Origin of the sequence: Fluviicoccus sp. (assembly GCF_030646115.1) — a bacterium.
In the GTDB taxonomy this organism is placed as follows: domain Bacteria; phylum Pseudomonadota; class Gammaproteobacteria; order Pseudomonadales; family Moraxellaceae; genus Fluviicoccus.
The window spans coordinates 1-12,339 of the sequence record NZ_JAUSMX010000023.1 but is presented as its reverse complement, the minus strand read 5'-3'; the positions used below and the strand labels follow the sequence as shown (position 1 = coordinate 12,339).

Below are 12,339 nucleotides of genomic sequence, written 5' to 3'. Positions count from 1 at the left end.
TCAGACCTGAATCAGCTCGGCTTCCTTGGCCGCCAGGTGCTTGTCGACTTCCTGCACGAATTTGTCGGTAATCTTCTGCACATCTTCCGACGCCTTGCGATCGTCATCCTCGGAAATTTCCTTCTCCTTGAGCAGCTCCTTGACGTCCGCCAGCACATCACGGCGAATGTTGCGCAAGGCCACCTTGGCGTTTTCCGCCTCACCGCGCGCCACTTTCTGCATGTTGCGGCGGGTTTCCTCAGTCAGCGCCGGCAGCGGGACACGGATCACATCGGCGGAAATGGGGTTGAGACCGAGGTCGCTGTTGCGGATGGCCTTGTCGATGGCGCCGGTCATGGTGCGTTCGTAGGGCTGGATCAGCAGCGTGCGGGAATCATCCACCGAAACGTTGGCCACTTGCAGCAAGGGCACATCGGAACCGTAATAAGGCACCATGACATCCTTGAGGATGGAAGGGTGGGCGCGGCCGGTGCGCACCTTGCCGAATGCCTGGTCCAGGGATTCGAGGGTCTTGCGCATGCGGGTTTCGCAGTCTTTCTTCAGATCGTTGAGCATGATTTTCTCCGGATTCCTTAGCGGGGCTTGTTGCCGAGCAGCGTGCCTTCGGCCTCGCCCATCAGCAGGTTGATCAAAGCGCCCGGCTTGTTCATATTGAAGACGCGCAGCGGCATTTTCTGGTCGCGGCACAGGCAGATGGCCGTCAGGTCCATCACGCCGAGTTTTTTCGACAGCGCCTCGTCGAAAGTCAGATAGTCGTATTTGACGGCATCCGGGTTCTTGACCGGGTCGGAGTCATAAACGCCGTCGACCTTGGTGGCCTTGAGCACGACATCCGCCTGGATCTCGATACCGCGCAGAGTGGCGGCGGTGTCCGTAGTGAAGAAGGGGTTGCCGGTGCCGCCGACAAAAATGCAGACATCGCCGCTTTGCAGGGCGCGGATGGCAGCGCGGCGGTCATAGTGGTCGACAATGCCGCTCATGGGAATGGCCGACAGGATACGGGTGCGGATGTTCGCTCGTTCGAGGGCGTCACGCAGGGCCAGGCCGTTCATGACGGTGGCCAGCATGCCCATGTGGTCACCTGCGACCCGGTCCAGGCCGTTGGCCTGCAACTCGGCGCCGCGAAAGATGTTGCCGCCGCCCAGCACCAGGCCGACTTGCACACCGATCCCGACCAATTGGCCGATTTCCAGCGCCATGCGGTTCAGCACGCGCGGATCAATGCCCATTTCAGCATCGCCGGACAGGGCTTCTCCCGAGAGTTTGAGCAGGATACGTTGGTAGGCGGGTCTGCGCTCGGTCATGGAGAACTCCTGTGGGTGACGGGTGGGTCTTGGGGGCCGTATGTTAGCAGAAAGCAGGCCATGGCCGAAACGGGTTCGTTCACCCGCTTGACTGCCCCAGCCACAAGGCCACGCTCAAATCCCCATAGGAAAACCGGTTGCCCAGCTCCTCCTTCAATTCCTTGCCCGCCGGTTTACCTGCCGGATGCCCCATCTCCGCCGCCGCCCGGACAATTTCGGCCACTTCGCCTTCCGACAAATACAGCACTGCACGCCGCCCGATTTTTCCTGCCTGATACAATTTCAGCAAATGCCCCGCCACCGTATCCTCGGACAAGCCGCGCCGCTGCGCAATCTCCGCCCGGTCCAGGCCTTGCTCCACCAGTTCCAGTGTCGCCGCCACGGTATCCACTTTCTCCTTCGCCGCCGGTTCTGCAAAGCCGTGGCTTTCCCCCGGCGGCAACCCCCGCACCTCCGACAAACGGTCCAGGAACTGCTGTCCGTACCGCGCCAGCTTTTGTTCACCGACTCCGCTGATTTCCAGCAACTCCATCATCGAGGTCGGGTCACAGACCGCCATTTCCCGCAGCGTGGCATCGTTGAAGATCACATAGGGCGGAACCTTCTGCACCTGAGCCAACGACAAGCGCAGTACCCGCAGCGCATCAAAACGGCGCTGGGCTTCAGGCGGCAAGTCGCTGGCGACCGCCAGGCTACGATCCTTGCGGGTGGATTTGGGACGTGGCGCAGCCTGTTCCCGCAGATTCAGGGTCACTTCCCCTTTCAGTAACGCCCTCGCCTGCTCACCGGCCATCAAGCCGCCAAAACCTTCGTCGTCTGGCAGCAAATAGCCCAGCGCCACCAGTTGCCGCACCACATTGCGCCACGCCGGTTCCGACAATTCCTTGCCAATACCGAAGGTGGGCAGTTTGTCATGGCCGAATTGCAGCACTTTTTCCGTCGCTTCTCCGGTCACGACATCAATCAGGTGCGCCGCGCCGAACCGGTTGCCGGTGCGAATGGCCGCTGACAGCAATTTCTGGGCGGCCACGGTAGCGTTCCAGGTGCTGGGCGGATCGCTGCAGATATCACAGTTGCCGCAGGGCTGCGCCAGGTTCTCCCCGAAATAAGCCAGTAGTACCTGACGGCGGCAGGTGGCCGTTTCGCAATAGGCCAGCAGCGCATCCAGCTTGCGCGCCTCGATGCGCTTCACTTCCGCCGGGGCTTCCGACTGCGACAACATGCGCCGCACCTGCACAATGTCCTGCAAACCGTAGCTCATCCACGCTTGCGACGGCAGGCCGTCACGACCGGCGCGACCGGTTTCCTGATAGTAGCCTTCCAGCGACTTCGGCAAATCCAGATGCGCCACGAAACGCACGTTCGGCTTGTCGATACCCATGCCGAAGGCAACCGTGGCGCAGACGATGCGGCCCTCCTGCAACAGGAACTCGTCCTGCACCCGCACCCGCTCCGCCGCCGGCAGGCCTGCATGGTAGGCCAGCGCCGGAAGACCCTTGCCTCGCAGGAATTCCGCCGTTTCCTCCACCCGTTTGCGCGACAGGCAATAGACAATACCCGCCGACCCTTCCGGCTGCTGGCGGATGAAGTCGAACAACTGCTTGCGGCCATTGTCCTTCTCGACAATGGTGTAGCGGATATTGGGCCGGTCAAAGCTGGACAGGAAAACGGGGGCGTCTTCCAGCTTCAGCACCGCGATCATGTCGCGGCGGGTGCGCTCGTCGGCGGTTGCGGTCAGGGCGATGCGCGGTATCTGCGGGAAACGTTCGGCCAGGATACCCAGTTGCTGGTATTCGGGGCGGAAATCGTGCCCCCATTGGCTGACGCAATGCGCTTCATCAATCGCGAACAAGGCCGGATTGACGCGCCCCAGCAAACTGAGGAAACCCTCGGTCAGCAAGCGTTCGGGAGCGACATAAAGCATGTCCAGTTGCCCGGCCAGCAGCGCCTGCTCCACCTGACGTTGTTCGGTGATGGGCAGCGAGCTGTTGAGGAAAGCCGCCTTCACCCCCAGTTCCCGCAAGGTATCCACCTGATCCTTCATCAAGGCAATCAACGGCGAGACGATGATGCCCGTGCCGTCGCGAAGCAGCGCCGGAATCTGGTAACAGAGACTCTTGCCGCCGCCGGTGGGCATCAGCACCAGGGCGTTGCGGCCTTCCGTCAGGGTGAGGACGACTTCTTGCTGGTTGCCGCGAAAGTGGTCGTAGCCGAAGATGCGGGAGAGGATTTCGAGGGCGCGGGACGGGAGATTGGGCATATCGGGGGCACTATATTGGGATTCGTAAATGGCTTGTTGAATGACACCGAGCACACGTTGGCGCTCATGAAGGACTTGCAGGTTGCTGAAACGGATGACCCGGAGTCCAAGGCTGGCAAAGCAGGCATCGCGCTGCCGGTCATAGGCCTGATCGTGGGGCCGAAGATGCTGGTTTCCGTCCAGCTCAATCACCAGACGCGCTTGATAGCTATAGAAATCGGCAATGTAGCCCAACAGCGGTTTCTGGCGGGCAAATCTGACGCCCTGCTGGCGACGCCGGAGACTCGCCCACAAGCACTGTTCTGCTTCGGTCGCATGACGGCGCAACGAACGCGCCAACGGTTTTAGAACCGTCAGGTAAGGATCCATTGTAAATTCCATCTTCCTTGATACAAAACCCCGGCACTCCGTGCCGCCCCCTTTCCAAGGGGGCTATTCTAGGCATCTGCGGCCCGATTTCAAGCGGTCGATTGACTCGCCCCCTTGGAAAGGGGGCCGGCGGCAAAGCCGGCGGGGGGTTTTAGACCCTTGGTTGGCCGCGAAGGTATGCGCCAATTTCGCTGTTGGAAAACCCCGGCGCTTTGCGCCGCCCCCTTTCCAAGGGGGCTTCAGGTCACAGAGAAAAACCTGCCAAATATCGCCCCCTTGGAAAGGGGGCCGACGCGCAGCGGCGGGGGGTTTTAATACTTCTCCGGAACCTCCCGCAACCGCATCAGCCCTTCCTGCGCCGTACTCGCCACCAGCACTCCGTCACGGCTGTAAATACGACCGAAGTTCATGCCGCGCCCGTCATTGGCGTTGGGACCGGTCATTTCGTACAACAGCCACTCATCCATGCGGAACGGCCGGTGGAACCAGATGGCATGGTCCAGGCTGGCCGCCTGCAGGTTGGACTGCATGAAGGTGACGGCGTGCGGCAACATCGCCGTCCCCATCAGGGCGAAATCGGAGGCGAAGGCCAAGGCGCATTGATGCAGCAGCGGATCGTCCGGCAGCTTCTCCTGGGCGCGCATCCAGTGATGGCGCAGTGCTTCCTGCGGGGTCGGGGCAAAAGGGTTCTGCGGGTTGATGGGGCGAATCTCGATCGGGCGTTCGCGGGAGAAACTGTTGCGGATCTTTTCCGGCAGCAGGCCGCAGATCTTCTGCCGCAACTCATGCTCGCTCAGCAATCCGTCCGGGCCTTCCACATCCGGCATGGCGGACTGGTGGTCCAAGCCTTCCTCATGGTCGGCAAACGAGGCGGAACACATGAAGATCGGCTCGCCGTGCTGGATGGCGGTGACCTGGCGGTTGACGAAGCTCTTGCCATCGCGCACGCGGTCCACTTCATAAATGATCGGCACCGTGGTGTCGCCGGCGCGCAGGAAATAGCCGTGCAGGGAATGCGCGAGGCGCCCCTCCACCGTGCGGCCCGCCGCCATCAGCGCCTGGCCCAGCACCTGACCGCCAAAGACGTTCTTGCCGACAATATTGAGGCTCTTGCCCCGAAAAAGGTTGGCTTCCAGGGTTTCCAGTTGCAACAGTTCCAGCAGCTCGGCGATCACAGGATTCATGTTTGCTCTCTTCTTCATCATTCAGACTCTATAACCATCTCGCCCGTTTTAACCGACGGAACAGCCACAGGCAACCCAAAAGCATGACCGTCATGGTTGCAGGATAGCCGAAGTGCCAGTGCAACTCCGGCATATGGTCGAAATTCATGCCGTAGAAACTGGCAATCATGGTGGGAATGGCGAGGATGGCCGCCCAGGACGCCAGCCGCTTCACAATCTCGTTCTGCCCCACCGTCACCAGCGCCATGTTGACGTCCATGGCCACTTTCAGCATTTCGCTCTGGGCGTCAATGGCATCCAGGATGCGCAACACATGGTCGTGGATGTCACGGTAATACGGCAATATGGCGCGGGGAATCAGCTTTTCGTCGGGATGGTTGAGTAGATAGCTGCTGATATCCTGCAACGGCGTCACCGCCAGCCGCAGCTTTACCATGTCCGCCTTCAGGTCATACAGGTGGCGGACGGTGGGTTTCTTGAAGCTGTCGGAAAAAATCTCATTTTCAATGGCGTGCAGGTGCGCGCCCATGTCATCCGCGACCGGGAAATAATTGTCCACCACGAAGTCGAGCAAGGCATGCAGCACATAGCCCGGTCCGTGGCGCATCAGCTTCTGGTTATGTTCGCACTGGTTGCGGACCGTGGCGTAACTGAGCGAAGCGCCCTGCCGGATGGTCAGGATGTAGCGCGGACCGAGAAAGATATAGGTGATGCCGAAGCTGATGTCATCCTGTTCCAGCCGTGCGGTGCGCACCACCACGAACAGGGAGTCGCCATACGCTTCCAGCTTGGGCCGCTGATAGGCGCGTGACGCATCCTCCACCGCCAGATCATGCAGGCCGAACTCTTCCTGCACCAGCTTCATCAGCTCAGTGCCAGGCTCATGCAGGCCCACCCACACAAAATTGTCACTGTCCGCCGCCAGTGTTTCACTGACCTGGTCGATCGGCATTTCCGCCACACGCTTGCCGGTCTTGCGGCTATAGGCGGCGCAATTCACTACACTCATCTATTCCATCCTGCCTTGATAACTGCCTGTTTTTGGCACATTCAGAAACCAACTTTAACAGCATCGCCCATGAATTCATGTCAAACGAGTGAAAAAGCTGTTAGCGTTTCGGCCCAGCAATCCTGCGTACCGTGACTCCATGACTGATTATGGCAAACTGGTTTGGTCTTGACCGTCTCTTCGTCGCCGCCTCCCGCAAGGCGCTCGACACTTGGGTAAGCCCCGATGTACACACCGAAAACCTGGCCGATCTGAAAATCGATCCCAACAAGCCGGTGTGTTATGTGCTGCAATCGCCGTCGCTGTCGAATGCCCTGGTGGTGGACCGCGAAACCCAGCAGCTGGGCCTGCCGCGCGCGCTCAAGCCCATGGACACGCACCTTTTCCGGGAAGACCAGTCCTTCTTCTATCTGACCCAGGAAGCCTCCAGCCAGTCGGCCGCCAAGAACCGCTTCGAGTATTCCGATCGTTTTGTGCGGCTAGTGGAAGCCGTGCGCCAGAATCCGGAACTGGATATCCAGCTGGTGCCGGTGACCATTCTCTGGGGCCGCTCGCCGGACAAGGAAGAGTCGCTGTTCAAGATCCTGTTCTCCGATTCCTGGTCCACACCCGGCGCCATCAAGCAGCTGGCCACCGTGGTGCTGAACGGCAAGTCCACCATGGTCAAGTTCGGCAGCCCGTTGCTGGTGCGCAGCCTGATGACCGACGACATGAGCGATTCGCTGGCCCTGCGCAAGATTGCCCGCGTGTTGCGCGTGCACTTCCGCCGCCAGCGCGAAATGGCGATTGGCCCCGACCTGTCGCACCGCCGCACGCTGATGCATTCCATATTGCAATCCACGGCCGTGCGCGCCGCCATTCATGAAGAATCGGTTGAAAAGCAACTGCCGCCGGAAGCCATTGAAGACAAGGCCCGCGAGTACGTCAACGAAATCGCCGCTGACTACGCCTATCCGGTCATCCGTTCGCTATCGCTGCTGCTGAACTGGCTGTGGACACGCCTGTATGATGGCGTTGAAGTTCATCACTTCGAAGAAGTCACGAAAATGGCTTCCGACTACGAAATCATTTATGTGCCCTGCCATCGCAGCCACATTGACTACCTGTTGCTGTCCTACATCATTCATGACCGGGGTCTGATGCCGCCGCACATTGCCGCCGGCGCCAACCTCAACCTGCCGGTGGTCGGTCCCATCTTGCGACGCGGCGGTGCGTTCTTCCTGCGCCGTTCGTTCAAGGGCAACAACCTGTATGCCTCTGTTTTCACCGAATACCTGCACCTGATCACCACCAAGGGCTTCCCCATCGAGTACTTCATCGAGGGCGGACGTTCCCGCACCGGCCGTCTGTTGCCCCCCAAGGGCGGCATGCTGGCAATGACGGTGAAGAGCTTCATGCGCGACAACACCCGCCCCATCGCTTTCATCCCGACCTACATTGGTTATGAGCGGCTGATGGAAGGCAGCACCTATATTGGCGAACTGCGCGGCAAGACCAAGCAGAAGGAATCTCTAGCCTCGGTGGTGATGGCGGCGCGCAAGATTGAGAAGATTTTCGGCAAAGTGCACCTCAGCTTTGGCGAACCGATCTTGCTGAACGATGTGCTGGAACAGGAAAATCCCGGCTGGAAGAACGAGCAATGGGATGTGGATGCCAAGCTGCCCTGGGTGAACCGCAGCGTCAGCAAACTGGCGAACCAGATCAACACCCACATCAACAGCACGGCGGTGATCAACCCCATTACGTTGCTGAGCCTGGTGCTGTTGTCCACGCCCAACCATGCCATTGATGAAGATGTGCTGGTGCGGCAACTGGATCTATACCAACAACTGGCCCTGCGACTGCCCTACAGCCGAAAGATTGAAGTCACGCACATGGCGCCGGTCAACATTGTGTCCTATGGCGTGCAGTTGAAGGCCATCCAGCGCGTAAAGCATCCGCTGGGCGACCTGGTGTGCGTGGCGGAAAACCAGGCGGTGTTCCTGACCTACTTCCGCAACAACATCCTACACCTGTACATCATTCCGTCACTGGTGGCGTGTCTGGTGCAGCAAAACGGCCAGATTCAGCGCGAACAGCTGGTGCAGGTGATTGCCTCGCTGTATCCCTACCTGCAATCCGAACTGTTCCTGGGTTTTGACGCATCGGAAATTGAAGCGCTGGTGAACAGCCATGTGGATGCCCTGAGCGATTTCGGTTTGATGAGCACCGTTGACGGCATGGTCAACAGCCCGCAACCCAATACTGAAGCCTTTGCGCAACTGGTGGTGTTGGGTGAAGCCGTCAAGGAAACGATGGAACGGTATTACATGACCATCTCGCTGCTGACCCGTCGCGGCAGCGGCAAAGTGAAGCAGAAGCAACTGGAAGACCTGTGTTCCCTGCTGGCGCAGCGGGTGTCGGTGCTGTACGAGTTCAACTCGCCCGAGTTTTTTGACAAGGCCATTTTCCGCAACTTCATTGAGACCTTGAAGAAGGTGGGTTTCCTGCGCCTGGACGAGGAGGAAATGCTGCATTTCGATGATCGTCTGAACGAGATGGCGACTCAGGCGAATCTGGTGCTGCGTCCGGAGGCGTTGAACACCATTCTGCATATCACCAGTGTCAGCGATGAGGAAATTGCCTCGGCGATGGCGCAGTTGGAAGCGAAGGGTAAGCGGAAAGGCTGATGAAACAGCCAATGACCGGTTTCTTTCAGGATGAAGCCGGTCACTGGGTGGCCGTACTCGCGTGCGGCCATACCCAGCATGTGCGGCATGATCCACCCTGGCAGTCGAGGCCGTGGGTGGTGACAGCCGAGGGACGGGACAGGATGTTGGGGGTCACGCTGACTTGCCTGCTTTGCAAAAGCCGTACATGAATCCTGATCTTTTTTCTCGCTGACGTTAAATAGAACGCCTATCCATTTGATTTCATGAATATTCAGCCTCACCCCGCCAAATAAACATCAAACCGGCTGCTCTCCCCTTCAAACACCACCGACGGTTCCCGGCCCGCCAACGGCTCCGCCAATCTGGGCCGCTTCACCACCACCCGCTTCTTCGCCGCTCGCAGCGCCGGTTCCAGCAAGCCGGCGGCATCGGGGTCTGCGCCCACAGCCTGATGAAAGACCTGCATGTTCACCTTCACCTTCGCGGATTTTTCCCGCGTTGGAAACATCGGGTCCAGATACACCACTTCCGGGCGATGGTCCCCGGCCAGGCTGCCCAGCCACGCCGCCGAGTCCGCAAACACGAGTTCCATCCGCTGCAACGCCGCCGCCAGCAACGGCTCTGCCTGCGCACGCTTCCAGCCATCCTGCAGCAAGGCCTGCACCACCGGCGAGCGCTCCAGCAAAGTCACCCGGCAACCCAGCCATGCCAGCAGCAGGCTGTCACGGCCAAAACCGGCCGTGGCATCCACCACCCATGGCAAATAATCACCTTTGATGCCGCAGGCCTTGGCCAGCATTTCACCGCGCCCGCCGCCATGCTGCAAGCGCCACAAGGTCTGCCCGTCCGTCCAGTCCACACGCACCGGGCCGGGCAAAGGCAGCTGGAAGGTTTGCAGACTGACATCTTCACCCACCATCAAGGCGAGCGACACCGACGACGCCAATCGCTTCAGCGTCTTGCGTTCAAAATCGGGAAGGGTTTGCAAGGGTGCGCCCAGCCGCAGCGCCAGATCGGCGGCATGCAGCTGGGTGTCAGGAAGGCAGAGGACCTGCAAGGGTGACATCGGCAGGTATCAGGCGGACCAGGGAATGAGGCCGAAATACCAGGTCACGAGAATGAAGGAACCGAAGACGATGCGGTACCAGGCAAACACGGTGAAATCATGGTTGGTGATGAAACGCATCAGCGCGCGGATCACCAGCAAGGCGGAAATGAACGACACCACAAAACCGACCGCAAACACCGGCATGTCGGCCGCCACAAAGGCGTCGCGGTTCTTCAGCACATCGTAGAATGTTGCGGCGAACATGGTGGGAATGGCGAGGAAGAAGGAGAACTCTGCCGCCGCCTTGCGCGACAAGCCAAACAGCAAGCCGCCAATGATGGTGGCGCCGGAACGCGAGGTGCCCGGAATCAGCGCCACGCACTGCGCCAGACCCACCTTCAGCGCATCACGGATGCGCATGTCTTCCACTTCCTGGACCGTGATGGTGTGCCGGCGTTTCTCCGCCCACAGAATGACGAAGCCGCCGACAATCAAGGCGCAGGCGACGGTGACGCCGTTGAACAGGTGTTCCTTCAAATAGTGGATGGTGAAAAAACCGAGTATGGCGGCGGGCAGGAAAGCCACCAGCACATTGATGGCGAACAGCCATGACTTGTCGTTCTTCTTCAGCATGCCCTGCATGACATTGATCAGGCGCACCCTGTATTCGTAACAGACCGAGAGAATGGCCCCCAACTGAATGGCGACTTCAAAAACGTCGCGTTTTTCCTTGGTCCAGAAGTTCAGCAGTTCGGCGGTGAGGATCAGGTGGCCGGTGCTGGAAATGGGCAGGAATTCGGTAATGCCCTCCACAATGCCCATCACCAGTGCTTGCAGCAACAACAGCATATCCATGTTGAAACTCTCTTGTGTCTAATTCAACGGCCCGGCAGCTTTTGCCAGACTTGATCGCGCAGGTACACCGGCAAGGCGTGTTCGGCGTCTTGCGCTTCACCGCGCTGGAAGGCGGCATTCGCCAGCACCGCCAGGTCCCAGGCGTGGGGATGCACGTCGGCCATCTCCCCTTTCACCTGCAAATGTGCGGGAAAGCCATCCCGGAGGTTACAACCGTTTCCGGCCAGATACCATGCCCCGCCGGGCAACAGCGGCAGGTTTTGCGGGGCGTACAGGCCATCGGGCAGCACCGGCTGCATCAGGCCGTCGTGCAGTTCGTAGGCTCCGGCGTAGACCTCGTTCATGCGGGCGTCGAACAGGGCCAGCACGCGGTCTTGCCCGGTGAGGCGGTGTACATGCTGCGCCAGTACTTGCAGGCTGGACAGGGCCAGCACCGGCAGGTTGAGGCCGAAGGCAAAGCCCTGGGCGGCGGCGGCGGCAATGCGCACGCCGGTGAACGCGCCCGGCCCGCGGCTGTAGGCCACGGCATCCAGGTTTTGCAGGGTGATTCCGGCTTCACGGAGCAGGTCGTCCACCATGGGCAGCAGCAGTTGGGTTTGCAGCCGGGGTGCGTGTTCAAAACGGCTGATGATGCGGCCGTCGGCGAGGTATAACGCGGCGGAACACGCTTCGGTGGCGGTTTCCAGGGCAAGAATGGGCATGGCTGGCTGGTTAAAAGCGGTTGGCTCGCGCTTTATACGCGCCTTGCGGGTATCATTCAAGGCTGACGCTGTTACGGGAAATTCCTGATCATGATTCCGATTTCTGCGCTGATTCTGGCCGGTGGCCAGGCGACGCGTATGCAGGGCCGCGACAAGGGCTTGGTGGTGTGGCGCGGCAAGCCGTTGATTGAGCATGTGCTGGCGAGGGTGCTGCCGCAGGTTGATGATGTGGTGATCAGTTGCAACCGAAATGCGGAGTTGTATTCGCGTTATGGGCGCTGTCTGCCGGATGTGGTTGAGGGGTTTGCGGGGCCGTTGGCGGGGATGGCGGCTTGCCTGCCTTTGTGCGGTCATGAGTGGGTGTTGGTGGTGGCTTGCGATATGCCTTGTTTGCCGGTGTCGCTGGCGGAGCGGTTGATGGCGGGGTTGGGGGATAATCGGTTGGCGGTGGCTCACGATGGGGAGCATTTGCAGCCGTTGGCGTTGTTGATGCATCGGGATTTGGGGGATTCGTTGGAGGGGGCGTTGCGGGAGGGGGTTTATTCGGTGCAGCGGTGGATTAACGGGCATTCGCATTCGGTGGTTTATTTTGAGGATGAGGGGGGGTTTATTAATGTTAATCGGTTGGGGGAGTTGGAGTAGTCGGATTGTCACATTATTAGTATCAAGCCGACTTTGCCTAATTAATTACGCGCCGTCCCTGATTTTATGTTAGGCATTTGTTGGCTTATAAGCAACGATATTCACCGTGCCTTTTCCTTTGTATTTCTTTATTTCAAAATCATTTTTCAGATTTTGAATAATCTCAGGTAGCTTTGGAGGGTGTAATTAGCTTTGTGTAAACGGTCATTTGGCATCACACTGCCGCTCCCCTGGAGTCATTATGACCGCTGCAAAAAGTACCAAACGGGCCAAGCCCGATCCTGAACTCCTCCAATTTGCCGACCGTCTGTTGGCC

The 12,339-nt window shown here is 59.4% G+C and carries 11 protein-coding genes; 3 read left to right on the top strand and 8 right to left on the bottom strand.

Annotated elements, in window-relative coordinates:
• The 5 genes from frr to corA form a co-directional block, all read right to left on the bottom strand.
• Nucleotides 1–555 (bottom strand): ribosome recycling factor, encoded by a 555-nt coding sequence (frr, locus tag Q7T36_RS14985; protein WP_304850370.1) that lies wholly within the window; start codon nucleotides 553–555, stop codon nucleotides 1–3.
• 17 nt (nucleotides 556–572) lie between these two features.
• On the bottom strand, nucleotides 573–1,304 hold the full coding sequence (gene pyrH / locus Q7T36_RS14980; RefSeq protein WP_304850368.1) for a UMP kinase: 732 nt from the start codon (nucleotides 1,302–1,304) through the stop codon (nucleotides 573–575).
• Between the two features lie 79 nt (nucleotides 1,305–1,383).
• Nucleotides 1,384–3,933 carry a DNA helicase RecQ gene (recQ, locus tag Q7T36_RS14975; protein WP_304850365.1) on the bottom strand — a complete coding sequence of 850 codons (2,550 nt, stop codon included), beginning with the start codon at nucleotides 3,931–3,933 and terminating at the stop codon, nucleotides 1,384–1,386.
• A 311-nt stretch (nucleotides 3,934–4,244) separates the two neighbouring features.
• Complete coding sequence (gene tesB, locus Q7T36_RS14970; protein WP_304850362.1) at nucleotides 4,245–5,117, bottom strand: acyl-CoA thioesterase II; 873 nt, start codon at nucleotides 5,115–5,117, stop codon at nucleotides 4,245–4,247.
• Nucleotides 5,118–5,145: 28 nt separating this feature from the next.
• Entirely contained in the window at nucleotides 5,146–6,126 is a 981-nt protein-coding gene (gene corA / locus Q7T36_RS14965; RefSeq protein ID WP_304850359.1) for a magnesium/cobalt transporter CorA, read from the bottom strand.
• Nucleotides 6,127–6,275: 149 nt separating this feature from the next.
• On the opposite strand from corA, the gene plsB reads away from it, so the two are divergent.
• Both plsB and Q7T36_RS14955 read left to right on the top strand, forming a co-directional pair.
• Entirely contained in the window at nucleotides 6,276–8,795 is a 2,520-nt protein-coding gene (gene plsB / locus Q7T36_RS14960) for a glycerol-3-phosphate 1-O-acyltransferase PlsB (RefSeq protein ID WP_304850356.1), read from the top strand.
• Nucleotides 8,795–8,986 carry a DUF3565 domain-containing protein gene (locus Q7T36_RS14955; RefSeq protein WP_304850353.1) on the top strand — a complete coding sequence of 64 codons (192 nt, stop codon included), beginning with the start codon at nucleotides 8,795–8,797 and terminating at the stop codon, nucleotides 8,984–8,986. Before plsB ends, Q7T36_RS14955 begins: the two co-directional genes overlap by 1 nt.
• Before the next feature lie 68 nt (nucleotides 8,987–9,054).
• Here Q7T36_RS14955 and Q7T36_RS14950 read toward each other — a convergent pair whose 3' ends face one another.
• From Q7T36_RS14950 to tsaB, 3 genes are read right to left on the bottom strand one after another with little or no spacing between them, the layout of a single operon-like run.
• Nucleotides 9,055–9,843 (bottom strand): class I SAM-dependent methyltransferase, encoded by a 789-nt coding sequence (locus Q7T36_RS14950; protein ID WP_304850350.1) that lies wholly within the window; start codon nucleotides 9,841–9,843, stop codon nucleotides 9,055–9,057.
• 9 nt (nucleotides 9,844–9,852) lie between these two features.
• Nucleotides 9,853–10,680, bottom strand: a complete 828-nt coding sequence (locus tag Q7T36_RS14945; RefSeq protein ID WP_304850347.1) for an undecaprenyl-diphosphate phosphatase — start codon at nucleotides 10,678–10,680, stop codon at nucleotides 9,853–9,855.
• A 23-nt stretch (nucleotides 10,681–10,703) separates the two neighbouring features.
• Nucleotides 10,704–11,381: a tRNA (adenosine(37)-N6)-threonylcarbamoyltransferase complex dimerization subunit type 1 TsaB gene (gene tsaB, locus Q7T36_RS14940; RefSeq protein WP_304850344.1), complete on the bottom strand. Its 678-nt coding sequence runs from the start codon at nucleotides 11,379–11,381 to the stop codon at nucleotides 10,704–10,706.
• A 90-nt stretch (nucleotides 11,382–11,471) separates the two neighbouring features.
• Here tsaB and mobA point away from each other — a divergent pair, with 90 nt between their 5' ends.
• Complete coding sequence (gene mobA, locus Q7T36_RS14935) at nucleotides 11,472–12,023, top strand: molybdenum cofactor guanylyltransferase MobA (RefSeq protein WP_304850341.1); 552 nt, start codon at nucleotides 11,472–11,474, stop codon at nucleotides 12,021–12,023.
• Nucleotides 12,024–12,339: the final 316 nt, after the last annotated feature.